Source organism: Serratia sp. szju (genome assembly GCF_044594185.1).
GTDB classification, from domain to species: domain Bacteria; phylum Pseudomonadota; class Gammaproteobacteria; order Enterobacterales; family Enterobacteriaceae; genus Serratia; species Serratia bockelmannii.
The window spans coordinates 2702632-2727899 of the sequence record NZ_CP172576.1 but is presented as its reverse complement, the minus strand read 5'-3'; the positions used below and the strand labels follow the sequence as shown (position 1 = coordinate 2727899).

Here is a 25268-nt window from a genome sequence, read left to right as displayed (position 1 = left end):
ATCGCCTCTCCGGGTAAACCAGGATTTAAAATACATCGTGGGCAGACGCAGACTCTGACAGACGAGTCAGGACGAATCGCATCCACAAAGGCAAATCATCAGTGGAAACCGGGCTGCGGCTGAAAATCGGTGGGCATTTCGCTATTCATTTGATTACACAACGACAATTGTTCCCGTTTTGTTGACAACTTGATACAAATCGCGGTGCAATTTAGTTGCAAAAGTTATAGTTTTGCTTTCGAATGAAAATGGCGAAGCGCCTCACCTGAGAGAAAAGGATTCCGTGATTGCTTGTTAAACGTTCCGTGACCGGCAGCCTGGCCAGAGCGCTGTTCGGCATCGTGATCCTGTCGGTGCTCGCCACCGGGTTGGCGTTGACGACCGTCGCCGGCAGCCAGAGCGATGCCGAGGCGATCAACATCGCCGGTTCGCTGCGCATGCAAAGCTACCGCTTGGCCTTTGACCTCGACCGGCAGAACCCGGAGCTGGAGCTGCACCTGCAGCAATACCGGCAATCTTTGCAGGCACCCGCGCTGCAAAAGCTGGCGCGTTTTTACGTCCCGGCCGAGGTACGCAACCACTATCTGGCGTTGCAACGAACATGGCAAACGATGGAGCAGCAGATCCGCGACGGGCAGGCGGCCGCCTACCGGGCAGAGGTTGCCGGCTACGTCAACCGCGTCGATCATTTCGTTTCCGCTCTACAGCGTTATTCAGAGTTGAAACTCACCCTGGTGGCCGCCATCAGCGTACTGGGCTACGCCGCCATCATCGGTCTGGTGCTGTTCTGCATCCGTTTTATGCGCCGCCAGGTGGTCACGCCGCTGCAGCATCTGGTCGACGCCAGCCAGCGCGTGCAACAGCGCGACTTTCGCCACCCGCAGCTGGACGTGGCGCTGCCGAACGAACTCGGCGTGCTGTCGCAAACCTTCAGCGCCATGTCGGACGAGCTGGCCCGGCTCTATCAGTCGCTGGAGCTGAAAGTGCAAGAAAAGACCCAGCGCCTGCAGCAGGCCAACGAAACGCTGGAGGTGCTGTATCGCTGCTCGCAGGCGCTGAGCGTGCGCCAGATCGATCAGCAGGCGTTTGAAAATGTGCTGCGCATCGTGCGCCAAAGTGAACGACTGCGCTGCATCCGGTTGAACGTGGCGGACGACCATGGCCAGTGGCAACTGAACGAAGGAGAGCCGGCGCCGGCGCAAGCCTGGAGCGCGCTGTCGATCACTCAAGGCGATAAACTGCTGGGCGAATTGCGTTGGCAGCCCGAGGCGCAGCCGCCGCATCCTCACCTGATGCAGAGCCTGGCCAATATGTTGGGCCGCGGCGTCTACTTCAACCGCGCGCAAAAGCAGCACCAATATCTGTTGCTGATGGAAGAGCGTGGGACCATCGCCCGCGAGCTGCACGATTCGCTGGCGCAGACGCTGTCGTTCCTGCGCATCCAGCTGACGCTGCTCCGGCGCGCCGCCGACGATCCGGCGGCGCAGACGATTATCGATGATTTCGATCGCACGCTGGCCGATGCCTATCGCCAGCTGAGAGAATTACTGGCCACCTTCCGCCTCAACATTCAGGAGGCGGATCTGAATGCCGCGCTGGAGCAACTGTTGCAGCCATTAAAGGCGCTAACCCCCGCGCGGATTCAGTTACACTGTCGGCTGCCCTCGCAGGCGCTCAACGCCCAACAGCAGGTGCACGCGCTGCAGATCGTGCGCGAAGCGGTACTCAATGCCGTCAAGCACGCCGGAGCGAACGAGATCGCGGTGTGTTGCGAGGTCAATGCCGCAGGCGACAACGTATTCAGCATTACCGACGACGGTTGCGGCATCGCCAGTCTGGAAGAACCGGAAGGGCATTACGGCTTGACCATCATGAGCGAACGCGCGGCGCGACTGGGAGGAACGCTGCGCATCCGGCGCAGAGGCGGCGGCGGCACGGCGGTCTGCCTGACATTCTCGCCCTGACCTTGCGGCTGTTCACTCGGCGTTACGGTTGCCGCCGGGCAGAAGGCTGCCCAGAGAGGTTTGCGGTGCAGAATGCCGCTATTTTTGAAGAGACAGTCCCACTGTGAAGCACGCCTCCGGGCGCGTTTGAGTGGCTTTACTTGCTACAGGGAGCATATTTCATGGTGATGAAGCAATACCGAGTCATGATCGTTGACGATCATCCGTTGATGCGGCGCGGCATCAAACAGCTGCTGGGACTGGATGCGCGATTTGGCGTGGTAGCGGAGGCCGGCAACGGCAGCGAGGCGGTTGCGCTGGCACTGCAGCACGCGCCGGACGTGATCTTGTTGGATCTGAACATGAAGGGCATGTCCGGGCTGGATACGCTGCGGGCCCTGCGCGACGAAGGCGTGGACGCGCGCATCATCGTGCTGACGGTCTCCGATGCGCGCAGCGATCTGTATGCGCTGATCGACGCCGGCGCCGACGGCTATCTGCTGAAAGACAGTGAACCGGAACAGCTGCTGGAACACATCAGCGCCGCCGCCGAAGGGCAGAACGTGATCAGCGACGCCATGGCCGACTATTTGCTGGCGCGCGGCGAGCAACGCGATCCCTTCGCCGCCTTGACCGAACGCGAACTGGACGTCTTGCAAGAGGTGGCGCGCGGCCTGTCCAACAAACAGGTGGCGGCGCAGCTGCATATCTCTGAAGAAACCGTGAAGGTGCACATCCGCAATATACTGCGCAAGCTGGACGTGCGTTCTCGCGTGGCGGCGACGGTGATGTACCTGGAGTACAAAAGCCACTGATCGCCCCACCCCGGCCAATACGCCGGGGCCGCTTACTCGATGGCGCTGAGCAGCGCCTGATGGTGCTGATGCACCCAGCTCTTGTTGAACGGCCCCCAGCTTTCCAACTGATAGAAACCGTCGTTGTTGCGCACGCCCTGCTGCACGAACTGCAGCTCGACGCCCATGCCGGGCAGCGCCTTCAGCACATCCTGCAACGTGCGGCGCGGCCAACCGGTCAGCGCCATCAACCGCGGCACATTGGGCCGCTCACTGTGGCTGATCAGCCAGCATAAATAAAGCCGACGGGCAAATACCGGGTTAATTCCCATGCCAAGCTCCTGCTGTAAGGTGAGTCCAGTTTTTACTTTCGGTTGCCTGCGGCGAAGACATGCGCAAGGCCTTTGATAGTAATAAAAATGTCTTAATAGCGTACAATTATCGGCGTCGGTGCATCCACGCCGTTTTCCGCTACCGTTATTTACACTATCTCCTTTTTTTCTCCACGCTTTCCTCGACTATCCCGAGTAAAGTGCAATAGCGCCGGAATCCTTCCCTGCCGCTGAAATGCATATTTCCGATGCGTTTTAAAGATAGAACAAGTCATAACGAGGTTCGCGCTGCATGGCCAATTTTTTTATTGATCGCCCGATTTTCGCCTGGGTGCTGGCAATTATTCTTTGCCTGACCGGGGCATTGGCGATTTTTTCTTTACCGGTAGAACAATACCCGAATCTGGCGCCGCCGAACGTGCGCATTAGCGCAACTTACCCAGGTGCTTCGGCGCAAACGCTGGAAAACACCGTCACGCAGATCATTGAACAGAATATGACCGGCCTCGACAACATGATGTATATGTCGTCGCAGAGCACCAATACCGGCCAAGCAACCGTCACGCTGACGTTCGAAGCCGGCACCGATCCCAACGAAGCGATGCAGCAGGTGCAAAACCAGCTGCAGGCGGCGATCAAACGTTTGCCGCAGGCGGTGCAGAATCAGGGGGTCACGGTGTCGAAATCCGGCGACACCACGCTGATGATGGTGGCGTTCGTCTCCACCGACAACAGCATGGACAAGCAGGACATCGCCGATTACATCGTCTCCAACCTGCAGGATCCGCTCAGCCGCATCAACGGCGTCGGCAGCATGGACGTGTACGGCTCGCAATACGCCATGCGTATCTGGCTCGATCCCAACAAGCTCAACAGTTACCAGCTCACGACCCAGGACGTGGTCAAGGCCATTCAATCGCAGAACGCCCAGGTGGCGGTCGGCCAGTTGGGCGGCACGCCATCGGTCGATAAACAGGCGTTGAACGCCACCATCAACGCCCAGTCGCAGCTCCAGACGCCAGAACAATTCCGCCAGATCACCCTGCGGGTCAATCAGGACGGATCGCTGGTGACGCTGGGCAACGTCGCCACCGTCGAACTGGGCGGCGAGAACTACAACTACCTCAGCCGCTACAACGGGATGCAGGCCGCGGGCATGAACATCAAGCTGGCCTCCGGCGCCAACGAACTGCAGACCGACCAGTTGGTGAAGGACAAGATCGCCGAACTGTCGCAGTACTTCCCGCGCGGGCTGGAGGCCAAAGTGGCCTATGAAACCACCCCGTTCGTCAAAGCCTCGATCAAGGACGTGGTGAAAACGCTGCTGGAAGCCATCCTGCTGGTGTTCCTGGTGATGTACCTGTTCCTGCAGAATTTCCGCGCCACGCTGATCCCCACCATCGCCGTGCCGGTGGTGCTAATGGGCACCTTCGCCATCCTGTCCGCCTGCGGCTTCAGCATCAACACCCTCACCATGTTCGCCATGGTGTTGGCGATCGGCCTGCTGGTGGACGACGCCATCGTGGTGGTGGAAAACGTCGAACGCGTGATGAGCGAAGAAGGCCTGCCGCCGCGTGAAGCCACGCGCAAATCCATGGGGCAAATCCAGAGCGCGCTGGTCGGCATCGCCCTGGTGCTGTCGGCGGTGTTCGTACCGATGGCGTTCTTCGGCGGCACCACTGGCGCCATCTATCGACAGTTCTCCATCACCATCGTCTCCGCCATGGTGCTGTCGGTGCTGGTGGCGATGATCCTGACCCCTGCCCTGTGCGCCACGCTGCTCAAACCGATCGCCAAGGGCCACCACCACGGTAAGCGCGGCTTCTTCGGCTGGTTCAACCGCATGTTCAACCGCAACACCGAACGCTATGAGCGCGGCGTGGGGCGCATCCTGCACGCCAGCGGCCGCTACATGGTGATTTATCTGCTGTTGCTCGGCGGCATGGCGTTGCTGTTCATCAAGCTGCCGACCTCCTTCCTGCCGCAGGAAGACCGTGGCATCTTCACCGTACAGGTGCAGCTGCCGGCAGGCTCGACCCTGCAACAAACGTCCAAAGTGGTGGAAAAGGTCGAGCGGTACTTCCTCACCGAAGAGAAACAGGATGTGTTGTCGGTGTTCGCCATCATCGGCTCCGGGCCGGGGGGGAACGGCCAAAACGTGGCGCGTCTGTTCATTCGGCTAAAAGACTGGGATCTGCGCACCTCGGGCGCCAACAGCTCGTTCGACATCATCGATCGCGCCACCCTGGCGTTCAACAAGATTAACGAAGCGCGGGTGATAGCCAGCAGCCCGCCGGCTATCACCGGCCTCGGCAACTCTTCCGGCTTCGATATGGAGTTGGAAGACCACGCCGGCCTCGGCCACGCCAAGCTGATGGCAGCGCGCGATCAGCTGCTACAGCTGGCCGGGCAAAACCCGCTGCTGTCGCGCGTGCGCCACAACGGCCTGGACGACAGCCCGCAGTTGCAAATCGATATCGATCAACGCAAGGCTCAGGCACTGGGCGTGTCTATCGACGACATCAACAATACCCTCTCCACCGCCTGGGGCTCGACCTACGTCAACGACTTCGTCGACCGCGGCCGGGTGAAAAAAGTCTACGTGCAGGCCGCAGCGCCGTTCCGCATGCTGCCGGATGACATTAACAAATGGTATGTACGCAACAGCGCGGGCGGCATGGTGCCGTTCTCGGCCTTCGCCAGCTCGCACTGGGAGTACGGTTCGCCGCGGCTGGAGCGCTATAACGGCAGCTCGGCGCTGGAGATCGTCGGCGAAGCGGCCAACGGCGTCAGCACCGGCACCGCGATGGCGGAAATGGAAAAACTGGTCAGCCAACTGCCGACCGGCTTCGGGCTGGAATGGACGGCGATGTCCTATCAGGAACGGCTGTCCGGCTCGCAGGCGCCGGCGCTGTACGCCATCTCGCTGCTGGTAGTGTTCCTGTGCCTGGCGGCGCTGTACGAGAGCTGGTCGATACCGTTCTCTGTGATGCTGGTGGTGCCACTGGGGGTGATCGGCGCGGTCACCGCCACCTGGCTGCGCGGTCTGGAGAACGACGTCTATTTCCAGGTTGGCCTGTTGACCATCATTGGGCTGTCGGCGAAAAACGCCATTCTTATCGTCGAGTTCGCTAATGAGCTGAACCATAAAGGCCAGGATCTGATGTCGGCGACGCTCGACGCGTCCCGCATGCGTCTGCGGCCGATCCTGATGACCTCGCTGGCGTTCATCTTCGGCGTGCTGCCGATGGCCACCAGCAGCGGCGCCGGTTCCGGTAGCCAGCATGCGGTCGGCACCGGGGTGATGGGCGGCATGATCTCCGCCACCCTGCTGGCGATTTTCTTCGTGCCGCTGTTCTTCGTGCTGGTGCGGCGCCGTTTCCCGGGTAAAGCGCATCCGGCAACCACGCCGACCACTGAGGAGTAACAGGCAGCGCATAAAAAAAGCAGCGTCGGGTAACCGATGCTGCTTTTTTTCGAACGATAATCTCGTTCCCAAGGTGTTTCAGTGACGTTCCAATGACTCAACCTTGCCATCTGCTTCAACGCTGTGTCAGTTGCCCAACATCTCATCAATGAAGTCTTTCCAGTTTCCTAATTCACGATCAACCATAATACTTTACAACCTCAATTATTTGACGAAGCGGATTCTACGCTTGTTTTTTGACCATGTGAAGGGAAACGGGAACGATGCCGGGCCCGGAAATCGGGCTTAGCGCACATTTTCGTATTTATCTGATCAATGTGCAGTACAGCTATTCCCTTGTGATATCAATTTCTCCACGGTAGCGTGTAAAAGGTATAAAAATACGCCAATGGAGCGCAGAGCATGTCCCCTTCTTTGTCTCTCTCGCAGTTGAAAACGCAGGGCCGCTATCAGGAAGCGACTGCGCTGGCGTTACGGCAACTGGCGGCCGAGCCGGAAGCGGCGATGTTACACTTTCAGCTGGCCTGCCTGTATGACGTTCAGGGCCTGGAGCAACAGGCCATTCCCTGCTACCTCGCGGCATTGGCTCGCGATTTGCCGCCCGCCCAGCGCCGTGAAGCCTGGCTGGGCCTCGGCAGCACTTACCGCGCCCTGGGGAAATACCCGGCTTCGCTGCGCGCTTTCGACGATGGCCTGACCGAATTCCCGCAGGCCAACGAACTAATGCTGTTTCGCGCCATGACGCTGTACAACCTGGGTGAAAATAAACGCGCCGTGGCCGATCTGTTATTGTTGCTGGCGGACACCTCGTCAGACCCCGGCATCCGCGGCTATCAGCGCGCCATTCGGCACTATGCCGCCGATCTCAATCATATTGATTAGAGGAAAACCATGGAAATCATCACCGATATGAGCCGCCGTGCCATCGACTGGCAGCGGCTGTGTGAATTGCTGCAGGCCGCCGGGCTGGGCGAACGCGATCCGCATACGCTGCAACGCGTTTACCAACACAGCCAGTTTTGCTATTGGGGGTTTATCGGCGATGAGCTGATCGCCACCGCACATGCCATCAGCGATTTGACCTCGGTTGCCTACCTGGCCGACGTGGCGATCGATCCGCGCTTTCAGGGACAGGGGTTGGGGCGCAGGTTGATGGACCGGGTGATGCAAGATCTGGCGCCGCTCGGCAAGATTTTCATCTATTCGGTGCCGGAAAAACTGGCCTTCTATAAAAAGTACGGCTTTCACGATTTGACCACCGGCATGGTGTTCGCTGAGGGCGCCGCCCTGCGGCGTTTGCAACAGGGAGGCTACGTACGTTAATCGCGCATTACAAGGTTTTGCTCATAAAGATACGGCAGGTCCCCGGCGGCAGGCACGGCACCTCCCCCATACGCTGCCAGCCATGTCGTTGATAAAAGTCCGGCGCCTGAAAACTGATGGTGTACAACACGGCGGAAAGGCAACCGCGCCGGCGGCCTTCCTGCTCGAAACGGCGCAACAATTCGCTGCCCAGCCCCGCCCCGCGCAACGCTTCCGGCAGATAAAAGAGATCGAGAAACAGCAGCCCTAATGATGAGCGCCCGGTAATCCCCCCGAGAACCTCCCCACTATCGGGATCTTTTACCACCACGGCCAACGGCAGACGATCGCCGTAGCCGATATGTTGATCATTAAAACGGTCCAACCCCTCCGCGATACAGGACGTTATTTCCTGCGTTACCCGATCGGAAATTTCGATATGACATTCTTTCACGCCAGCTCTCCGTATCAATCATCCACGTTCGCACTCTGCTCACAGCTTAAAACATCGCATTTTCTTTGTTTAGAATTATCTTTGTCTCAATTTCCACGTTAATTTTCGCATGACTTCAGCGCCGACTTTACTGTCGATCCAAGTAAAGCTTCTCATCGTGATAAAACCAAGAAAAATCTTATTTTTTAACTCGTTAAACGCAATCTTACGTCATTTAATGATCGTCAAAAACGATCGTTTTGATAATTTTGATAGTCAATATCTATGTTAATTCCTTTCAATTACCGAGGTATTAATAGAAGATGTCTATTCTATTAGCCTTACCTTGCTTAAAAATTCGGTTGAAAAAAAGATTTACTCTTTATAAATCATGCTAGTATATAACCTTCCCTTCAAAGCTCGCGCCCAGATAACGCTCATTCGTTTGCGGTGCAAGATAAGTTCAACATGAAATTATTTAGATTATTTCTTTTTTTATGTTTTAAGATATCAATCCTCACCGGGAAATAGAAAGTAAAGGACTATAATAAAATGGAAATTGATATTTTCAGCGAGTGTGCCTATACCACCGTCGGCATTCGACAACTCATTAACCAAACATGGGCGGAAAAACGCGCGCCGGCCGGCTTTAGCCGTAAAAGGGTCTGCTTTATCGATGTCACTATCGCCAATTTTGAAGCACGTTACCGCGATGAATATGCCAACCCCAATACCTACAAAATAATCATTATCACCGACTGCCTGCATGAGGTGGTGATTGTCGACAATAAGACCATTATATTATCAAACCTTATATCATTGAGTCGCTTCAGCCACCTGATCGGTGACTTATATAAGCGTTACAGTCACTATACCGAACCGCCGCAACTCTCCCAGCGCGAGTCCCTTTTCCTTTCGGAGTGGTCGACGGGAAAATCGCTGGCCGATATCAGCAATGCCATGAATATCAGAAATAAAACCGCCAATCATTACAAGTCGCGAATAATGAAAAAGCTCGGCGCCAGCAGGATAAAACCGCTGTTGCATATTACCCGCGTACGGTGTTTGACCGATCGTTTAAACATAAGAATCAATAAAGAGTAGTGACCGCCCCCCAGCTCCGCATTGGCGGCTGAATGCGTTCGCCGGCGTCTTTTAAAAGCACCGCTGGCGAAGGTCGCCGTTTCATCGCTTTGCCAACCTCTCTCTCCCTGGCGCCCAATCGTCTCTCGCGCGCATCGTTGTCTGGATCTCGCCGCCGCTTTACTGGCATTATCTCTGCTATCGCCGGGCGGCGAGAAGGCCTAAGACCGCGCCCGCCGCTCAGTATCGACTCGACGAGACAGGTAGCTTTACGCCATGGCAAATAAACCGCAACAGACAACGCTGACGATGTACGGCATCAAAAACTGCGACACCATCAAAAAAGCCCGCCGCTGGCTGGAAGATCAGGGCATAGCCTATCATTTTCACGACTACCGCGCCGACGGCCTGACCGAACAGCAACTGCGCGGTTTCGTCGCGCAGCTGGGTTGGGAGCCGCTGCTCAATACCCGCGGTACCACCTGGCGCAAGCTGGATGAAGCGCAGCGCAACGCCTGTGATAATGCCGACGCCGCCATCGCGCTGATGTTGGCGCAGCCGGCAATCATTAAACGTCCGCTGCTGGACGACGGCAACGGCCACGCCCTGCTCGGTTTTAACGCCGACACTTACCAACAATTTATCACCGAGGTTGCCGTATGACTTGCCCGGTTATCGAACTGGCCCAGCAGTTGATCAAACGCCCTTCCCTCAGCCCGAATGACGAAGGCTGCCAGCAGCTGATGATCGATCGCCTGCAGGCGATCGGCTTCACCGTCGAAGCAATGGACTTCGAAGATACCCAAAACTTCTGGGCCTGGCGCGGTGAAGGGCAAACCCTGGCGTTTGCCGGGCACACCGACGTGGTGCCGACCGGTGATGAAAAACGCTGGGACAACCCGCCGTTTGAACCGGCAATCCGTGACGGCATGCTCTATGGCCGCGGCGCGGCGGACATGAAAGGCTCATTGGCCGCGATGGTGGTGGCCGCGGAACGCTTTGTCGCCGCCAACCCGAATCACCGGGGTCGTCTGGCATTCCTGATCACTTCGGATGAAGAAGCCAGCGCCACTCACGGCACGGTTAAAGTGGTCGAAGCGCTGATGGCGCGCAACGAGCGGCTGGATTACTGCCTGGTCGGCGAGCCGTCCAGCACCGAGCGCGTCGGCGACGTGGTGAAAAATGGCCGTCGTGGCTCCATCACCGCCAACCTGCATATCCACGGCGTACAGGGGCACGTTGCCTATCCGCATCTGGCGGACAATCCGGTGCACCGCGCCATGCCGGCACTGAATGAACTGGTGGCGATCGAATGGGATCGCGGCAACGAGTTCTTCCCGTCGACCAGTATGCAGATCGCCAACGTGCAGGCCGGCACCGGCAGCAACAACGTGATCCCGGGCGATCTCTACGTGCAGTTCAACTTCCGTTTCAGCACCGAACTGACCGACGCGATGATCAAGCAGCGCGTGGAAGAGCTGCTGGAACGCCATCAGTTGAATTACAGCATCGAATGGCGGCTGTCCGGTCAACCGTTCCTCACCTCGCGCGGCGCGCTGGTGGATGCGGTGGTCAACGCGGTCGAGCACTATTCTGAATTGACGCCGCAGTTGCTGACCACCGGCGGCACCTCCGACGGCCGCTTCATCGCGCAGATGGGCGCGCAGGTGGTGGAACTGGGGCCGGTCAACGCCACCATCCACAAGGTCAACGAATGTGTCAACGCCGCGGATCTGCAGCTGCTGAGCCGCATGTATCAACGCATCATGGAGCAATTGGTCGCATGATCAACGCAGAGATGCTCACCGGCCGCTCAACCGAACACCTCGCGCCGCTGAGCGGGAACCACCGCCTGCAGCCGCAGGCGGTCAACGCCTTCCTGGCGATGCAGCAGGCGGCGCATGAGGCGGGATTCGATCTCCAGCCCGCCAGCACCTTCCGCGATTTCGACCGCCAGTTGGCGATTTGGAATGGCAAATTCTGCGGCCAGCGGCCAGTATTAGATAAGGACAGCCGCCCGATCGACGTCGCGACGTTATCGGCCGCCGAGCGCTGTGAGGTGATCCTGCGCTGGTCGGCCCTGCCGGGCGCCAGCCGCCATCACTGGGGCAGCGATCTGGACGTGTACGATCCGTCGCTGTTGCCGGAAGGGCAAAAGCTGCAGCTGGAGCCGTGGGAATATGAGGAAGGCGGTTACTTTGCGCCGCTCAACCAGTGGCTGACGGCGCATATGGCCGAATTCGGTTTCTACCGCCCCTTTACCGAAGACTGCGGCGGCGTGGCGGTGGAGCCGTGGCATCTGAGCTACCGGCCGCTGGCACAAGAGGCCGAACATTTGCTGACCCCGGCGCTGTTGCTGGCGGCCTGGCATGATAAGGAGGTCGCCGGTGCCGAATGGCTCGAACGCCATCTGCCCTCGATTTTTTCGCGTTTTATACGCAGTGAAGGAAAGGAGTAGCTATGCAATGGTTAGCTGATTACTGGTGGATTATCCTGCTGGTTCTGGTGGGGATGGTCGTCAGCGGCATTAAGGAACTGCGCCGCGTCGACGTTAAAAGCTATTTGGCCAACAAGCCGGAGATACCGCCGCACCGCGACAACAATGCCCAGTGGGATGACGAAGACGACTGGCCGAAAAAGAAATGACATCAGGGCGCTCATCGGCGCCCTGAATTTTTAGCGAAAGGCGATCAGCTCGCCGCGCTTGCCGGACAAGGCTTCGTCCCAGTAGCGCTGCGGCACATAATAATGCAGCCTTTCCAACGCGGCGTTCATCATGCCCTGGTTGATTGCGTGCCCGACGTTTTCCTCCACGTCCAGCGTGAAATCGGCGCCGTTGGTCCGCAACGCCTCCGCCGCCGCGTGAGCGTGTTGCACCGCAATCACCGCATCCTCTTCACCGTGGATCAAATGCACCACGCTGTCGCCGAAAGCCCGCTCAGGCAGTTGCGCGAAACGCCCGCTGAACGCGACCACGCGCCCGGCCAGCCGGGTTTCTGCTTTCAACGCTTCCAGCGCCATGATCGCCCCCTGCGAGAACCCCACCAGCGCCGTGCCGGCATAGCCTACGCCGCTCAACTGCTGCCAATGACGCACCACGGCCACAAACTGCGGCATCACGTCTGCGATGCGGGCCGCGCGGTTCTCTTCGGTCACGTCCTGCACCGAAAACCACTGACGCCCTGCACCGTTGCCGAACGCTTCGGGGCCACCGATGCTCACCACCTGTGCCTGAGGAAAGTCTTTGGCGAAGTAGCTGCCGATCTCCCCCATCGCCACCGGGTTGTCGCCGACACCGTGAAACAGCAAGATCAGCTGCGCCGCCGGGGTCGCCGGGCTTTGGACAACGAAATGCTCATGTTTCATCGATGACTCCTTAGTTGTAACCAGACCTGGTACGGCGACAGTCGCCGCCGCACCGCTGACAGTGACTATACGCCGTTGAGAAATCGGGAAAATCGGGTTTTATTGAGCGAGTTATTCAATTTATTGCAACGACTGCGCCCAGTCGCGCCAGTAACGGCAGTGCTGCGCATTCAACTGTTCCAGCGCCTGCGCCGTTTCGTGCCGCCAGTGCCGCAGCAAGGCTTTCTGGCCACTTACGCCCGCCTGCTCCGCGCACGCCGCCGGGGATTGTCGCCGTTGCAGATGGCCGCGCAGCGCGGGCAGCGGCAAATTGCTGGCCAACAGCAAACGCTGCAATGCCCCCAGGCTGGCCTCCAGCGGCCGATGGGCGAAAGCGAATCCGGCCAGCTCGCGCCAGTCCTCTTCGCCAAGCGGCGTGTCGCCGTCGTCGCCCGGGATCGCCAGCGCGAGTTCAATACGCTGCCGCAGCCAGGGCCAGTCGCGCGCCAGATGCTTGTGCGCCGCGTGCCGCAGCGCCTCTCCTTGCTCGCTCAGGGGCAAGATAGCCATCGCGGTATAGCAGCCGCTGCTGGCCTCCGGCTTGCTGCCGATGCGCACCAGCTCGAAACCGCAGGATTGCCAAAAGCGCCACAGCGGCTCGGTATAGCCGAAGCTGACCGACAGGAAGTCCAGACCCTGCGCCTGGCGGCGTTGCCGCTCGACCAGCTGACGCGCGATACCCTGCCGCCGCAACGCCGGCAGCGTCGCGATGCGGGTAATGCGCCGTGAATGCAGCGTCGGCGCCCACCACTGGCCGCCATGCGCCGCCAGCGACTGCGCCACCAAGTTGCCGCGCGGTCGGCGGCGGCCGGCCCACACGTCGTGCGCCAACTCGGCGCTCAACCCGCCTTCGTCCACCAGCCACACGGCGCCCACCACTTCCTGTTCGGCCTGCGCCAGCCCGAAATGCATGCCTGGCGCATCCATCAACCTGCGCAAATCCAGCGGCGAGGTGCGGTAATGCGCGCTGCTCAGCAGAGCATAGAAACGCGCCAGCCGCTGCGGATCGGCGCACAGTTCACGCTGCTCCGCCTGGCTGTAATCGATCGCCTGGCCGTCCGCCGGCCAGGCGGGCAGCTCGTTGAACAACAGCGCATTGTCCGTTATCCGTTCCAACGCATCCCCCTGCGCCCAGCGCATCGGCTGTTGCAGGCTCAACGCCTGATAGGACGGCAGCCCGGCGCAAAACTTCAGCAGAAAACCGCGGCCGGTGCCTTCATAGCCCTGCACCGTGGTGGTCAACAGCACGCGAGGGAAATAACCGATCAACTGCTGCAACAGCGGCGCGGGGATCGCCGCCGCCTCATCCACCAGCAGCCAGCCCACCTCACTGACGTCGCCTTCCCGGCACTGCGCCAACAAGGCATCGGGCGCCCAAAACTGCGCGCGCCCCTGCGCCCATTCCCCGGCCACCTCAGTAGCGGCGCGGCTCGGCCCGGTGATCCAGCAGGTCAGCGGCGACTGCGCCACCAGCATGCCGGCCAGCGTCGATTTGCCGCGGCCACGGGCGGCGGTCAGCACCCACACGCCGGACTCGGCCTGCAGCAGCGCCGTCAAGATCGCCTGTTGTTCCTCGGTCGGGCGGCCATCCGGCGGCTGCCACCCTTCACGCGCCGGCAGCGCGGCCAGCGTCAGGGGCTCTCCCTGCCGCCAGATCGTCACTTCGCTGTCATCGGCCAGATGCTGCTGCAGATGATGAATGAAATGCGGCGTGGTGATCGGCTGCGGACAATCGCTCCAGCGCAGGCTGTCGCCGTCCGGCTGCTGAGGCCATTGTCGCCAGGGGGGCGTCAACAGCAGCAGCCAGCTGCCGGCGCGCAAGGCGCCACTCAACGCCGCCAGCGCCTCTACGTCCAGCGAGTGACCGGCGTCGAACACCGCGTGCAGCCGCTCCTGCCCCAGCAATTGGCGCATCGCGCCGCTTGCTAAAGCCACCTCGCCGGGCGGCGGATTTTCCCCGACCCACGGCCAGTCGCCTGGCAACGTAGCCGCCAGCCGCTGCGCCTGTTCGCGGCACCAGTCAGGTTCACCGCTGAGCACCAGCAGGCGTCGGATGCCCTGCCGCCGCATAAGTTGTTGCGCTGCCTGTAACATAACGCTGTGTCTCAATCCGAAAAAAATGCCGGAGTCAGGCTCCGGCACTTGAGGCGTTAACGGGATGCAAAGGTGTTGCAGGTATTGGGATCGCCGCTGTCGAAGCCCTGTTTAAACCAGGTATAGCGCTGCTGCGAGGTGCCGTGAGTGAAGCTGTCCGGCACAACGCGGCCCTGGCTCTGCTGCTGCAACCGATCGTCGCCAATCGCCTGTGCAGCGTTCAGCGCCGCCTGCAGGTCGCCCTCTTCCAGCATCTGCTGCTTCTCAGCGTATTTGCCCCACACGCCGGCAAAGCAGTCCGCCTGCAGCTCCATTTTCACCGACAGGCGGTTTACTTCCGCCTGGCTGGCGCCCTGCTGCATCTGGCGGACCTTCGGCTCGATGCCCAACAGGTTCTGCACGTGGTGGCCGACTTCGTGCGCCACCACATAGGCCTGAGCGAAATCACCGCCGGCGCCCAGCTTGGTTTTCATATCCTGGTAGAAAGACAAATCGATATACACCGTTCTGTCACCCGGGCAGTAGAACGGCCCCATAGCCGCCTGACCGGTGCCGCAGCTGGTGCGCGTCACCCCGCGATACATCACCAGCTTCGGCGGTTGATAGGTTTTGCCCATGCGCTGGAAAATCTCTTTCCAGTTATCCTCGGTTGAGGCCAGCACCACCGAGGTAAATTTGGCCAATTCATCGTCTTTCGGGCTGATGTTGGCGCTCTGCTGTTGACCCTGCGGTGCGACGTTACCGCCGTTCAATAGCGGCGACAGATCGATACCGTAATAGCCGGCCACCAACACCACCACCAGAATGACAATGCCGCCCTTGCCGCGCGGCACACGGAAGCCGCCGCCACCACCGCCCAAACCTGAAGATTGCCCGCGACGATCCTCAACATTGTCACTTTCCCGACGCCCTTGCCAACGCATAAATACACTCCAGATATTTCCCCTGCTCGTTGAAGTTGCACCGCGATCGTAAGCGCAAAGGCAGCTTCAAGCCTGAGTGGGATAGGTTTTAGTCATCTCGCATCCATCATTATAAATGGTCTGCCGCGGAGGAAATGTAGAAATTTTCTGGAAAAACGCAGAATAGCGGGACGATCCGGCCGGATCGCCCCGAATGGCGGTGCCAACGCTTAGTCGAGCTTCACGCCGATGCGGCGCGCCACTTCTTCGTAGGCTTCGATCAGGCCGCCCAGGCTTTGACGGAAACGGTCTTTGTCCATCTTGTCCAGGGTGTTTTTGTCCCACAGGCGGCTGCCGTCCGGCGAAAACTCATCGCCCAGCACCACTTCGCCGTTGAACAGGCCGAACTCCAGCTTGAAGTCGACCAGGATCAGGCCGGCGTCATCGAACAGCTGGGTCAAGACCTCGTTGGCGCGGTAGCTCAGCTCACGCATGCGCGCCAGATGTTCCTTGCTCACCCAGCCGAAGGTTTCGCAGTAGGATTCGTTCACCATCGGATCGTGCATGGCGTCGTTTTTCAGGAACAGATCGAACAGCGGCGGGTTCAGCACCAGACCTTCTTCGATGCCCAGACGCTTCACCAGCGAACCGGCGGCGCGGTTGCGGATCACGCATTCCACCGGCACCATGTCCAGCTTCTTCACCAGCACTTCGTTGTCGGACAGCAGACGCTCCATCTGGGTCGGGATGCCGGCTTCTTCCAGTTTGCTCATGATGAAATGGTTGAACTTGTTGTTCACCATGCCTTTGCGATCGAACTGCTCAATGCGCTGACCATCCAGTGCTGACGTATCGTTGCGGAACTCCAACACCAACAGATCGGGATTCTCGGTGGTGTAAACGGTTTTTGCCTTTCCGCGATACAGCTCAGCTAGCTTTTGCATCTTACTTACTCCAGTGATGTATCCCCGTTGTCTCCCGAGCGCGGCCCGAAATTAGGGGGTATAGAATTGACCTAATGAATTCTTTGGCGTGCCGGACACTATTGTGCCAAACCTGCGACGCAAACGATACCGTATAGACAAAACAAAAAGGGGCCGAGGCCCCTTTTTGATTAGTTAACGCTGGTTTTACTGAAGGCAGACTGGAATGCCGCCACCAGTGCATCGTTTTTCGACTGGGTGAGCGGTTTGCCTTTCGGATCGATGAATTGCAGGCTGGTGCGGTTGTTGAGATCGCCGACCTGCAGCTTATAATCCCCTTCCGCCAGTTCAGGATCCTTAACGCCCAACGCATCCCAATCGCTGCTGCTCAGGGACTTGTAGGTCACGGCGACGGTGCCCTGCGGACGGCTGCGGTCACCCACTTTCATCCCCAGTTTTTCGAGCGCCGGCGGCAGGCGATCCCACACAACGGTGTACGGGCCACGCACGACCAGCATCGGCAGGCCGGTGTCATCGGCGCCGCTCTGCACGTCCAGTGCGCCGAAGCGGCTGGCGGTCTGGCTGCTCGCCAGGTTGTCCTGCTTGTCCAGGCCTTCGATCAGGGTGTTGATCATCATGCCGTTGTAGCGCTGAATCTCAGATTGGTCGGTCACCTGCTCGCTCTTGCCCTGCTGCTGCAGGCCAACGCTTTTCACCACCAGCGCCTGCTGGTAGCCCTGCTGCTGCACGCTGATCTGATAACGGCCTTCGTACTGGTTGTCTTCGTCCAGACGGTTCCACTTCACCCAGTCGGTGGTCAGGGTCTGACCGGCGTCCTGGCGGGAAGCGATCGCGATGTTCTTCGCCTGCAGCAGGCTGACGACGCGCGACCACAGGTTCTGGTTCTGCGGGCTGTTTTCCAGCAGCAGCGTGCCGCTGTCGCCGGCGTATTGCGCGCGCGAACCGCTCAGCAGCGCCAACGGCTGCACCGGCGGACGAATGTCCAGTTGCTTGCCGACGTTGCCTTGCAGCTTCGTGGCGGGAACGTCATAGTTGCCGCTCTGCACCGGCAGGATCATGCCGGACGGCGCGTTCAGCGCCTTGAGCGGAGCCGCGTCGAGGTAGGCCTCGTCGCCGCTGACCTGGCGCTTATAGCGCTGATCGCTGCTGCAGGCTGCCAGCATCATCACCAAAGAGATGCCCACTACTTTTGCTACCGTCGACTTTTGCAATGAATAAGCCATCAAATTTCCCTTAGAGTTACAGCAAACCGACGCTTTTCAGCGCGCGCTCCACCACCGGGCGGGCGGTTTCACTCAACGGCGTCATCGGCAGACGCAGCGTATCGGTTGCCATCAATCCCAACGCCTTACAGGCCCACTTCACCGGAATTGGGTTTGCTTCTACAAATAGATCCTGATGCAACGGCATCAAGCGCTGATTTAAGCGGCGCGCTTCGGCAAACTTGCCCTGCGCCGCCAGCGCGCAAAGTTCCGCCATCTCGCGCGCGGCCACGTTGGCCGTCACGGAAATCACCCCTTTGCCGCCCAGTTGCATGAAGTCCAGCCCGCTGGCGTCGTCGCCGCTCAGCAAAATGAAATCTTCATCGTCAACCAGCACTTGGATCTGACTAACGCGACTTAAGTTCCCCGTCGCTTCTTTTACAGCAACAATATTCTTGATTTTCGCCAGCCGAGCGATGGTCGGCGGCAGCATGTCGCAACCGGTGCGCGAAGGCACGTTGTACAGGATCTGCGGCAGCTCGGTGCTCTCGGCGATCGCCTTGAAGTGCTGATACAGCCCTTCCTGCGTCGGCTTATTGTAGTACGGCGTCACCGTCAGACACCCCACCACGCCGGTGTTGGCGAAGCGGGTGGTGAGCGCGATGGCTTCGGCGGTAGCGTTGGCGCCAGTGCCGGCGATCACCGGGATGCGGCCGTCGGCCAGCTCCAGCGTCTGCAGCACCACGTCAACGTGCTCGTCATGGGCAAGCGTTGCGGACTCGCCGGTGGTCCCTACGGAAACGATCGCCGCGGTGCCACTGGCTACATGATAATCGATCAATTTTTTCAGGCTCGCGCGATCGACAGCACCTTTGTCGTCCATCGGCGTAACCAGTGCAACAATACTTCCCGTAAACATTGGCCGTCCCCTCCACAAACAAGTCACTCATGGTACTTTTGCTGCCTATCCAAAAGCAAGCGCACAACCGCGTTGTAAGCGCTTGGCAGGCGGTTTTTTTTATGTTTACCATGGTAACCCCATTAAGCACGACAGGAAGCGCTATTTTGCCTCAGTCAGACGAACACTATCTCGTGATTACCGCGCTCGGCGCCGACCGCCCCGGAATTGTCAATACCATCACCCGCCACGTCAGCAGTTGCGGATGCAATATCGAAGATAGCCGTCTGGCCATGCTGGGGGAGGAGTTCACGTTCATCATGCTGCTGTCCGGCAGCTGGAACGCCATCACCCTGATCGAATCCACCCTGCCGCAAAAAGGCGCGGAGCTGGATCTGCTGATCGTGATGAAGCGCACAAACTCGCACGAAAGGCCGCCGATGCCGGCCACGGTATGGGTGCAGGTGGAAGTCAAGGACTCGCCGCATATCATCGAACGCTTTACCGATTTGTTCGACTCCAGCCAGATGAATATCGCCGAGCTGGTCTCGCGCACGCAGCCGGCGGACGGCGACCTGCCACCGCAGCTGTATATCCAAATCACCGCCCACAGCTCCGGCGATCGGGACGCCTCAAATATTGAGCAAGCCTTCCATCGCCTATGTACAGAATTGAACGCGCAAGGCAGTATTAGCGTGGTGAACTATCCACAGCATGATGAGAAAGATGGAGAGTAGTGATGAGCCCATTGAAAGCCGGTGACACAGCGCCGAAATTTAGTTTGCCTGACCAGGACGGTGAGGAAATTAATTTGGCCGACTTCCAGGGACAGCGAGTATTGGTCTATTTCTATCCGAAGGCGATGACGCCGGGCTGCACCGTGCAAGCCTGCGGCCTGCGGGACAACATGGACGAATTGAAAAAGGTCGGCGTCGAAGTGCTGGGCATCAGCACCGACAAACCGGAAAAACTGTCGCGCTTCGCCGAAAAGGAGCTGCTCAACTTCACGCTGTTGTCTGATGAAGATCATCAGGTATCGCAACAGTTTGGCGTGTGGGGCGAGAAAACCTTCATGGGCAAGACCTACGACGGTATTCACCGCATCAGCTTCCTGATCGACGCCAACGGCAAGATTGAAAAAGTGTTTGATGATTTCAAAACCACCAATCACCACGACATCGTTCTGAGCTACCTGCAGCAGTAATTCTCACGAAGCGCAGCGGCCTGCTGCGCTTCGTTTCTTCCCTGTCAGCCGGCCTTGTCTTCCACCTCGACCCGCAGTTCATCGGGCCAGGCGTGAATCACCGCCTTCACCAGCGTCGCCAGCGGTATGGCGAAAAACACGCCCCAAAAGCCCCACATCCCGCCGAACACGATCACCGCCAGGATAATCACTAGCGGATGCAGGTTGACCGCTTCGGAGAACAAAATGGGCACCAACAGGTTGCCGTCCAACCCCTGTACCACCAGATAGGCGACGATCAGCGTCCAGAAATCGGCGCCGACGCCCCACTGGAACAGCGCCACCACCACCACCGGTATGGTGACCAGCACCGCGCCGATGTAGGGGATCAGCACCGAAAAGCCCACCAGCACCGCCAGCAGCAGCGAGTAGCGCATGTCCAGCACGGCGAACACCAGGTAGGTCGCCACACCGACAATCACCATCTCCAGCACCTTGCCGCGGATATAGTTGGTGATCTGCTGATTCATTTCGTTCCAGACCTGCCCCGCCAGGCCGCGATTGCGCGGCAGCACGCGGCGCACCGCGTTCAACAGTTGATCTTTGTCCTTCAGCAGGAAGAACATCATCATCGGCACCAGGATCAGGTAGATAGCCAACGTCAGCAGGCCGACCAGCGACGCCAGCGAGAATTTCACCACCGATTCGCCCATGCCGGACAGCCGGCTGCGCAGGTTTTCCGCCATCATGTCGATGATGCCGGCATCCACCAGCGCTGGATAACGCTTCGGCAGCGTCGCGGCGAAGTTATAGAACTGGTTGAGCATGCCCGGCAGATCGCTCATCAGATTGATGCCCTGCTGCCAAGCGGTCGGCGCGACGACAAACACCAGCAGCATGGCAACGCCCGCGAACACCAACAGCATGATGCTCGCCGCCCAGGTGCGCGAACAGCCGATGCGCTGCAGGCGCGCGGTCGGCCACTCCAGCAGGTACGCCAGCACGATGGCGACCAGCAACGGGGTCAGAATGCCGTGCAGAAAATAGAGAATGAGGAACCCGGCGACCAGGATCACCAGCAGCGCGATAGCCTGCGGATCGGTGAAGCGGCGGCGGTACCACTGTAATAACATCTCCAGCATCAGAGCGGGCTCCTCGAGATTTGGCGGGCGGGCATGGCGATTCCTGTGATGGGCCTGATTAAAGCATAGATAGAACGGGCGCACGCGAGGTGTGCAAAGCACTCAGAGTACTCAAAGTTCACCATACATCAACAGCGATTTGGCTGATTTTATCGCGCGGGCAGGCGATCGGCGCAAAAATCCGCAGACGCGGCGACAGGTTCGGTGAGCGGCCCCGAACGGGGCCGCGGAAGATTACAGCGAGGTACCGATAGAAAGGGGCGAACCGACTGCCAATGCGAACAACAACACACAGCCAATCGCGATCGCCGCCGCCAGATCATTTTTCATAGTCCCGTCCCCTGATACTTAAGCTGGTTATCGTCACGAACTCTGTCGGTTCTTGCGTTGCGGCCTTTTCTGATGCACGTCATTAAAAACCCCCGCCGCAGCGGGGGAGAAAACGTTCTGGTGCATCAAGTGTTACAAGGAGGTCATGAGGGATTGCTAACCCTAAATGACTATTTCAAGCTAGGATTATTCTCAGAGCATGGCAAGCGATCGCGTCGAGGTTATCCGCACTTTGAGATAAACCTCATAAAAAAATCCCGCACGGCAGCGGGATGAAGGGATGATAACGTCATGAATTTTTATGCGGACAATGAGGCGGTATTGTCGTCATTTGGCGACAATACCGCGCCGGCACGGTGGTCACAAGGGAAATTTGACCACGGTGAGGAAATCAGAATTTCGCCAATGCCCGCGGTCGTGCGCCAGTCAGCATCAACGAAAAAATGGGATTTTCGTCAGACAGCCGTCGGGAAAAAACCGGTAGCATGGCCGATATCATCCCAAACGCCGTAGGGGGAAAGATGAACAGCAAACCGTGTGAATTTGATGAAGCCATCTGTCTGGCGATCGGGCGTGGCGTTTGCGAAGTCGTGAAGATAGGGGATGAAATCAGCGTCTTCTCCCTGTTGGAAGCGATCGAGAGCTTCATCGAACGGCAAGCGCTCAGCGAAAGCGAAATCGCGGCGGCGGACGACGCGCTGGATTTGATCACCGGTTTGGTCCGCCGCCAGTGCTGACACCCGTTACGAGGCGCAGCCGATGAGCCGTTGCTCTACCGTGACGCCGGGCATCATTTGCCGTAAACCGGCAATCAATTCGTCGCCCGCCTCGTGCAGCGCCGCCAACGGCATCGCCGGCAGGCTCTCCAGGATGAACCACATCCGCTCGGCCTCGGCGCTCAACCGGGTTCTGACCCCCTGGCGCCAGTTCCAGCGGCGGCAGGTCACGCCGCGATCGTCGCACCAAACAACTTCGCCCACCTCCGGCGATTCATGGATCACCGCCCCCTCCTTGACGGTATCGAACAGTTCGCTGCCATCCGCGACGATCAGCCGCGGCTCGCCGACATAGGCCGCGATATTCTCGCCCCCCACCGGCACCGCATAACGGATGCTGACGGCGTTATAGAGATCGACGACCGGATCGATGCTGGGCATCGTGCCGTCGCGCAGCGCGCGCTTGCGCAGGGCATCGGCGGAACAGGGCGTACGCTTGGGTTTGGCGCCAAACTGCATGAAAACCTCGCGCCAGGCCGTGAGATGCGCCTCTGCCCAGGGTGCGTCTTCCTCGCCGAGGGCGCGACAGGCTTGCGCCAACGCTAACGCCCCCACGTCCGGATGGGCTATGGGAGCCGCAACCGCGGTAATGCTCAACGCCCGGAAACCGGGTGCCAGCGCAGCGACGGCCGGATCGATTGACGGATCGACTAAAATCATTAAATAATCCTATATTGACCATTTTATTGCATAATATTGACCGATGAACAAAAAAGTCAACAGACCGACCGAGTTTGGCGCCGACGTGCAAACCGTCAGCGAAGCGGTGTCACATCGCATCAAGCAACAGAGAAAAAGCCAAAAGCTATCGCTGGACGAACTGTCGCGCCGGGCGGGCGTCAGCAAAGGCATGCTGGTAGAGATCGAGAAAGGCGCCGCCAATCCCAGCATCGCCATCCTGTGCAAGCTCGCGGCGGCGCTGGGTCTCTCGGTGGCGGACATCGTCAACGTCACCCGCGCGCCCGCCGCCTACCTGATTGAAAGCCAAGATATTCCCACGCTGTGGCATGGCGATAGCGGCGGCTCGGCCCGTTTGCTGGCGGGCACCCAAGGCCCGAACATGATAGAACTGTGGCGGTGGGAAATGGCGCCCGGGGAATCCTATGCATCGGGCGGCCACCCGACGGGCACGTTTGAGCTGCTGCACGTTGAGCAAGGCGTCTTAAGCCTTGCCGTCGAACAAACCAAGCTCAGAATTGCGCCGGGCTGTTCGGCGGTCGCCAGAACGGACGGCCCGCACCGGTACGCCAACGAGGGCGAAGACACGCTGATTTTCACCATGACGGTCGCCGAACTGCACGCCTGAACGGCGGCCCTGACCTGAACGCTTTCACAGGAGAAGAATCATCATGACAACCCCTGCCCCACTTGTCTGGCAGCGTGCGGACTATCTCGTCAGCACCGATCCCGCCCTGCTTGATCTCGATGCCATCCACGCTTTTCTGACCCGTTCGTCATGGGCGGAGGGAATCGATAAAGAAACCGTCCGCCAGTCCCTCACCCACAGCCTGTGCTTCGGTTTGTATCACGAGGCCAGGCAGATCGGTTTCGCCCGGCTGGTCACCGATTACGCCACTTTCGGCTATCTGTGCGACGTGTACGTGTTGGAGACGCATCAAAAAAGCGGGCTGGGCCTGTGGCTGGCGGAATGCTGCCAGGCCCATCCGCTGATGGCGAAGCTGAGGCGAATCATGCTGGTCACCAGCACCGCCCCCTGGCTCTATGAGAAAGTGGGCTATTCGGCCATCAACCACCCCGACTTTGTCTGGCAGATCGCCCGGCCGGACATCTATCGACGGTAATGCTATTTCAGCGCCTGCTCGGCCAGCAGCCCGAGCGCGATGACGATCATCGCCGCGCCGGAGATGCGCCCCACTATCTTCGCAGCCTGCGGGCGCGTGCGCAGTACCGACTGCGAACCGAATCCCACCAGCAGATACACCAGGCCGCAGCTGATCAAATGCACGACGCCCAACGCCAGCATCTGCATCGGCACCGACCATTCGGCTCGGGCGTCGGTAAACTGCGGCAGCAGCGCCAGAAACAGCAGAAACACCTTGGGGTTCAAGCCGCTGACGCACACGCCCTTGCCGGCCCAGCGCAGCCAGGAATCGGAACGCTGATCTTCACCGGCGCCGGGCACTGGCGGGTGCAGCAGCATGTTGAAACCGATCCACAACAGATAAGCCGCCCCCAACAGGGTGAGCGCCGTCAGCGCCAGCGGGTTGCCGACCAGCAGCGCGCCGACGCCCGCCACCACAATCGCAATCATCAGCAGATGGCCGAACAGCAAGCCGGCGACGGCGGGCACCACCACCCGGCCGCGAATGCCCGCCGAGATCACATAGGCCCAATCCATACCCGGCGTGATCACCAATAAAATCGACACCGCCCAAAAAGCGGCGAACAGAGCGAGCGTCATACCGGCGCCCTCTCAGACGCGCCACGCCACACCAAACAGAGAACCATTGCCTTTCCTCGTGGAAGAAGAACGGCCTCCGCCTGCCGCGGTGGCCGTCAAAACCGTTCAACAGATGGCAAGAATATCCTCAAGGCGTTAAAATGTGCTTTCAATTACTTGCCTGAAATCGGCATAAGCGGGGAAATTTTTCCAAATGGATAAGATTGATCGCAAGATTCTTGCTGAACTGCAGGTCGATGGCCGTTTGTCGGTAACCGAGCTGGCCGAGCGGATCGGTTTGAGCGTGTCTCCCTGCCACCGCCGGGTGCGGGCATTAGAGGAGTCCGGGGTGATCAGGGGTTACCGCGCCCAGCTCGACCCCGGCAGCCTGGGCTATAACTTTTCCGCCCTGGTGTTCGTCACCATGCGCGAAGGCGATCGCCGCGCCGTTGAAACCTTCGAAAACGCCATGGTGGACATTCCGCAGGTGGTGCAGGCACAGCGGCTGTTTGGCGATCCCGACTATCTGCTGCACGTGATCGCCCGCGATCTGCCCGCCTTCCAGCAGCTTTACGACGAGAAACTCTCCGCTCTGCCGGGCGTGCAACGCCTGAGCTCCACGCTGGTGATGAAAACCGTGGTGCCGGAGCGCTCGTTCCTGCCGCTGGGCAAATGAC

At 59.3% G+C, this 25268-nt stretch carries 28 protein-coding genes; 16 read left to right on the top strand and 12 right to left on the bottom strand.

Annotated features, from left to right (window positions below; all coding sequences use genetic code 11):
* Positions 1 to 287 precede the first annotated feature (287 nt).
* Positions 288 to 1964, top strand: coding sequence for a nitrate/nitrite two-component system sensor histidine kinase NarQ (gene narQ, locus RE418_RS12885; RefSeq protein WP_025303815.1), 1677 nt, complete (start codon positions 288 to 290; stop codon positions 1962 to 1964).
* 161 nt (positions 1965 to 2125) lie between these two features.
* Positions 2126 to 2758 carry a response regulator gene (locus RE418_RS12880; RefSeq protein WP_025303816.1) on the top strand — a complete coding sequence of 211 codons (633 nt, stop codon included), beginning with the start codon at positions 2126 to 2128 and terminating at the stop codon, positions 2756 to 2758.
* Positions 2759 to 2790: 32 nt separating this feature from the next.
* On the opposite strand, the gene RE418_RS12875 is transcribed toward RE418_RS12880, so the two are convergent.
* Positions 2791 to 3069, bottom strand: a complete 279-nt coding sequence (locus RE418_RS12875) for a helix-turn-helix domain-containing protein (RefSeq protein ID WP_004941750.1) — start codon at positions 3067 to 3069, stop codon at positions 2791 to 2793.
* Positions 3070 to 3361: 292 nt separating this feature from the next.
* Between RE418_RS12875 and acrD the strand changes: the two genes are divergently transcribed.
* Positions 3362 to 6496: a multidrug efflux RND transporter permease AcrD gene (gene acrD / locus RE418_RS12870; RefSeq protein WP_089181195.1), complete on the top strand. Its 3135-nt coding sequence runs from the start codon at positions 3362 to 3364 to the stop codon at positions 6494 to 6496.
* A 126-nt stretch (positions 6497 to 6622) separates the two neighbouring features.
* Here acrD and ypfM read toward each other — a convergent pair whose 3' ends face one another.
* Entirely contained in the window at positions 6623 to 6682 is a 60-nt protein-coding gene (gene ypfM, locus RE418_RS12865; protein ID WP_100396732.1) for a protein YpfM, read from the bottom strand.
* Positions 6683 to 6898: 216 nt separating this feature from the next.
* Here ypfM and RE418_RS12860 point away from each other — a divergent pair, with 216 nt between their 5' ends.
* On the top strand, positions 6899 to 7378 hold the full coding sequence (locus tag RE418_RS12860) for a tetratricopeptide repeat protein (protein ID WP_043140404.1): 480 nt from the start codon (positions 6899 to 6901) through the stop codon (positions 7376 to 7378).
* Between the two features lie 9 nt (positions 7379 to 7387).
* Positions 7388 to 7819 (top strand): GNAT family N-acetyltransferase, encoded by a 432-nt coding sequence (locus RE418_RS12855; RefSeq protein WP_025303819.1) that lies wholly within the window; start codon positions 7388 to 7390, stop codon positions 7817 to 7819.
* Positions 7820 to 7826: 7 nt separating this feature from the next.
* Here the strand turns inward: RE418_RS12855 and RE418_RS12850 are convergent, their stop codons facing one another.
* Complete coding sequence (locus tag RE418_RS12850; RefSeq protein ID WP_060434453.1) at positions 7827 to 8252, bottom strand: GNAT family N-acetyltransferase; 426 nt, start codon at positions 8250 to 8252, stop codon at positions 7827 to 7829.
* A 531-nt stretch (positions 8253 to 8783) separates the two neighbouring features.
* On the opposite strand from RE418_RS12850, the gene RE418_RS12845 reads away from it, so the two are divergent.
* The 5 genes from RE418_RS12845 (at position 8784) to RE418_RS12825 (ending at position 11960) form a co-directional block, all read left to right on the top strand.
* The gene (locus RE418_RS12845; RefSeq protein WP_089181196.1) at positions 8784 to 9335 is read left to right on the top strand and encodes a LuxR C-terminal-related transcriptional regulator; all 552 of its coding nucleotides are present in this window, start codon (positions 8784 to 8786) and stop codon (positions 9333 to 9335) included.
* Between the two features lie 255 nt (positions 9336 to 9590).
* Entirely contained in the window at positions 9591 to 9977 is a 387-nt protein-coding gene (locus RE418_RS12840; protein ID WP_025303822.1) for an ArsC family reductase, read from the top strand.
* Entirely contained in the window at positions 9974 to 11101 is a 1128-nt protein-coding gene (gene dapE, locus RE418_RS12835; RefSeq protein WP_089181197.1) for a succinyl-diaminopimelate desuccinylase, read from the top strand. Before RE418_RS12840 ends, dapE begins: the two co-directional genes overlap by 4 nt.
* Positions 11098 to 11772 (top strand): M15 family metallopeptidase, encoded by a 675-nt coding sequence (locus tag RE418_RS12830; RefSeq protein ID WP_089181198.1) that lies wholly within the window; start codon positions 11098 to 11100, stop codon positions 11770 to 11772. Before dapE ends, RE418_RS12830 begins: the two co-directional genes overlap by 4 nt.
* Before the next feature lie 2 nt (positions 11773 to 11774).
* Positions 11775 to 11960, top strand: a complete 186-nt coding sequence (locus tag RE418_RS12825; RefSeq protein ID WP_004941720.1) for a YpfN family protein — start codon at positions 11775 to 11777, stop codon at positions 11958 to 11960.
* Positions 11961 to 11990: 30 nt separating this feature from the next.
* On the opposite strand, the gene ypfH is transcribed toward RE418_RS12825, so the two are convergent.
* The 6 genes from ypfH to dapA form a co-directional block, all read right to left on the bottom strand.
* On the bottom strand, positions 11991 to 12680 hold the full coding sequence (ypfH, locus tag RE418_RS12820; protein WP_043140413.1) for an esterase: 690 nt from the start codon (positions 12678 to 12680) through the stop codon (positions 11991 to 11993).
* Between the two features lie 120 nt (positions 12681 to 12800).
* Positions 12801 to 14813 carry a tRNA(Met) cytidine acetyltransferase TmcA gene (locus RE418_RS12815; protein ID WP_089181199.1) on the bottom strand — a complete coding sequence of 671 codons (2013 nt, stop codon included), beginning with the start codon at positions 14811 to 14813 and terminating at the stop codon, positions 12801 to 12803.
* A 56-nt stretch (positions 14814 to 14869) separates the two neighbouring features.
* Complete coding sequence (locus RE418_RS12810) at positions 14870 to 15736, bottom strand: neutral zinc metallopeptidase (RefSeq protein ID WP_043140420.1); 867 nt, start codon at positions 15734 to 15736, stop codon at positions 14870 to 14872.
* Positions 15737 to 15945: 209 nt separating this feature from the next.
* Positions 15946 to 16659, bottom strand: a complete 714-nt coding sequence (gene purC / locus RE418_RS12805; RefSeq protein WP_019453889.1) for a phosphoribosylaminoimidazolesuccinocarboxamide synthase — start codon at positions 16657 to 16659, stop codon at positions 15946 to 15948.
* Between the two features lie 170 nt (positions 16660 to 16829).
* Positions 16830 to 17882, bottom strand: coding sequence for an outer membrane protein assembly factor BamC (bamC, locus tag RE418_RS12800; protein WP_025303828.1), 1053 nt, complete (start codon positions 17880 to 17882; stop codon positions 16830 to 16832).
* 16 nt (positions 17883 to 17898) lie between these two features.
* Entirely contained in the window at positions 17899 to 18780 is an 882-nt protein-coding gene (gene dapA / locus RE418_RS12795) for a 4-hydroxy-tetrahydrodipicolinate synthase (protein WP_033644005.1), read from the bottom strand.
* A 110-nt stretch (positions 18781 to 18890) separates the two neighbouring features.
* Here dapA and RE418_RS12790 point away from each other — a divergent pair, with 110 nt between their 5' ends.
* Entirely contained in the window at positions 18891 to 19496 is a 606-nt protein-coding gene (locus RE418_RS12790; RefSeq protein WP_369783268.1) for a glycine cleavage system transcriptional repressor, read from the top strand.
* A 2-nt stretch (positions 19497 to 19498) separates the two neighbouring features.
* Positions 19499 to 19963 (top strand): thioredoxin-dependent thiol peroxidase, encoded by a 465-nt coding sequence (bcp, locus tag RE418_RS12785; RefSeq protein ID WP_025303830.1) that lies wholly within the window; start codon positions 19499 to 19501, stop codon positions 19961 to 19963.
* A 44-nt stretch (positions 19964 to 20007) separates the two neighbouring features.
* Here bcp and RE418_RS12780 read toward each other — a convergent pair whose 3' ends face one another.
* Complete coding sequence (locus tag RE418_RS12780) at positions 20008 to 21084, bottom strand: AI-2E family transporter (protein WP_025303831.1); 1077 nt, start codon at positions 21082 to 21084, stop codon at positions 20008 to 20010.
* Positions 21085 to 21935: 851 nt separating this feature from the next.
* Here RE418_RS12780 and RE418_RS12775 point away from each other — a divergent pair.
* Entirely contained in the window at positions 21936 to 22151 is a 216-nt protein-coding gene (locus RE418_RS12775; RefSeq protein ID WP_025303832.1) for a hypothetical protein, read from the top strand.
* A 6-nt stretch (positions 22152 to 22157) separates the two neighbouring features.
* On the opposite strand, the gene RE418_RS12770 is transcribed toward RE418_RS12775, so the two are convergent.
* A complete protein-coding gene (locus RE418_RS12770; RefSeq protein ID WP_025303833.1) occupies positions 22158 to 22850 on the bottom strand; it encodes a B3/4 domain-containing protein in 693 nt (230 codons plus the stop codon).
* 43 nt (positions 22851 to 22893) lie between these two features.
* Here RE418_RS12770 and RE418_RS12765 point away from each other — a divergent pair, with 43 nt between their 5' ends.
* On the top strand, positions 22894 to 23496 hold the full coding sequence (locus RE418_RS12765; protein WP_043140438.1) for a helix-turn-helix domain-containing protein: 603 nt from the start codon (positions 22894 to 22896) through the stop codon (positions 23494 to 23496).
* Positions 23497 to 23539: 43 nt separating this feature from the next.
* Complete coding sequence (locus RE418_RS12760) at positions 23540 to 23992, top strand: GNAT family N-acetyltransferase (RefSeq protein ID WP_025303835.1); 453 nt, start codon at positions 23540 to 23542, stop codon at positions 23990 to 23992.
* A gap of 2 nt (positions 23993 to 23994) precedes the next feature.
* Here the strand turns inward: RE418_RS12760 and RE418_RS12755 are convergent, their stop codons facing one another.
* The gene (locus RE418_RS12755) at positions 23995 to 24612 is read right to left on the bottom strand and encodes a LysE family translocator (RefSeq protein ID WP_025303836.1); all 618 of its coding nucleotides are present in this window, start codon (positions 24610 to 24612) and stop codon (positions 23995 to 23997) included.
* Positions 24613 to 24805: 193 nt separating this feature from the next.
* Between RE418_RS12755 and RE418_RS12750 the strand changes: the two genes are divergently transcribed.
* Entirely contained in the window at positions 24806 to 25267 is a 462-nt protein-coding gene (locus RE418_RS12750) for an Lrp/AsnC family transcriptional regulator (RefSeq protein ID WP_019452433.1), read from the top strand.
* Position 25268: the final 1 nt, after the last annotated feature.

What these genes read in the sequence shown, in the direction of transcription:
- RE418_RS12830 (WP_089181198.1), top strand. Translation starts at nt 11,098, where the DNA reads ATGATCAACGCAGAGATGCTCACCGGCCGCTCAACCGAACACCTCGCG.
- bcp (WP_025303830.1), top strand. Translation starts at nt 19,499, where the DNA reads ATGAGCCCATTGAAAGCCGGTGACACAGCGCCGAAATTTAGTTTGCCT.
- ypfH (WP_043140413.1), bottom strand. Translation starts at nt 12,680, where the DNA reads ATGAAACATGAGCATTTCGTTGTCCAAAGCCCGGCGACCCCGGCGGCG.
- RE418_RS12875 (WP_004941750.1), bottom strand. Translation starts at nt 3,069, where the DNA reads ATGGGAATTAACCCGGTATTTGCCCGTCGGCTTTATTTATGCTGGCTG.
- RE418_RS12750 (WP_019452433.1), top strand. Translation starts at nt 24,806, where the DNA reads ATGGATAAGATTGATCGCAAGATTCTTGCTGAACTGCAGGTCGATGGC.
- bamC (WP_025303828.1), bottom strand. Translation starts at nt 17,882, where the DNA reads ATGGCTTATTCATTGCAAAAGTCGACGGTAGCAAAAGTAGTGGGCATC.
- RE418_RS12825 (WP_004941720.1), top strand. Translation starts at nt 11,775, where the DNA reads ATGCAATGGTTAGCTGATTACTGGTGGATTATCCTGCTGGTTCTGGTG.
- RE418_RS12775 (WP_025303832.1), top strand. Translation starts at nt 21,936, where the DNA reads ATGAACAGCAAACCGTGTGAATTTGATGAAGCCATCTGTCTGGCGATC.
- RE418_RS12815 (WP_089181199.1), bottom strand. Translation starts at nt 14,813, where the DNA reads ATGTTACAGGCAGCGCAACAACTTATGCGGCGGCAGGGCATCCGACGC.
- dapE (WP_089181197.1), top strand. Translation starts at nt 9,974, where the DNA reads ATGACTTGCCCGGTTATCGAACTGGCCCAGCAGTTGATCAAACGCCCT.
- RE418_RS12780 (WP_025303831.1), bottom strand. Translation starts at nt 21,084, where the DNA reads ATGCTGGAGATGTTATTACAGTGGTACCGCCGCCGCTTCACCGATCCG.
- RE418_RS12840 (WP_025303822.1), top strand. Translation starts at nt 9,591, where the DNA reads ATGGCAAATAAACCGCAACAGACAACGCTGACGATGTACGGCATCAAA.
- RE418_RS12755 (WP_025303836.1), bottom strand. Translation starts at nt 24,612, where the DNA reads ATGACGCTCGCTCTGTTCGCCGCTTTTTGGGCGGTGTCGATTTTATTG.
- RE418_RS12880 (WP_025303816.1), top strand. Translation starts at nt 2,126, where the DNA reads ATGGTGATGAAGCAATACCGAGTCATGATCGTTGACGATCATCCGTTG.
- RE418_RS12770 (WP_025303833.1), bottom strand. Translation starts at nt 22,850, where the DNA reads ATGATTTTAGTCGATCCGTCAATCGATCCGGCCGTCGCTGCGCTGGCA.
- RE418_RS12860 (WP_043140404.1), top strand. Translation starts at nt 6,899, where the DNA reads ATGTCCCCTTCTTTGTCTCTCTCGCAGTTGAAAACGCAGGGCCGCTAT.
- RE418_RS12760 (WP_025303835.1), top strand. Translation starts at nt 23,540, where the DNA reads ATGACAACCCCTGCCCCACTTGTCTGGCAGCGTGCGGACTATCTCGTC.
- purC (WP_019453889.1), bottom strand. Translation starts at nt 16,659, where the DNA reads ATGCAAAAGCTAGCTGAGCTGTATCGCGGAAAGGCAAAAACCGTTTAC.
- RE418_RS12810 (WP_043140420.1), bottom strand. Translation starts at nt 15,736, where the DNA reads ATGCGTTGGCAAGGGCGTCGGGAAAGTGACAATGTTGAGGATCGTCGC.
- RE418_RS12855 (WP_025303819.1), top strand. Translation starts at nt 7,388, where the DNA reads ATGGAAATCATCACCGATATGAGCCGCCGTGCCATCGACTGGCAGCGG.
- RE418_RS12765 (WP_043140438.1), top strand. Translation starts at nt 22,894, where the DNA reads ATGAACAAAAAAGTCAACAGACCGACCGAGTTTGGCGCCGACGTGCAA.
- RE418_RS12790 (WP_369783268.1), top strand. Translation starts at nt 18,891, where the DNA reads ATGGTAACCCCATTAAGCACGACAGGAAGCGCTATTTTGCCTCAGTCA.
- RE418_RS12845 (WP_089181196.1), top strand. Translation starts at nt 8,784, where the DNA reads ATGGAAATTGATATTTTCAGCGAGTGTGCCTATACCACCGTCGGCATT.
- acrD (WP_089181195.1), top strand. Translation starts at nt 3,362, where the DNA reads ATGGCCAATTTTTTTATTGATCGCCCGATTTTCGCCTGGGTGCTGGCA.
- dapA (WP_033644005.1), bottom strand. Translation starts at nt 18,780, where the DNA reads ATGTTTACGGGAAGTATTGTTGCACTGGTTACGCCGATGGACGACAAA.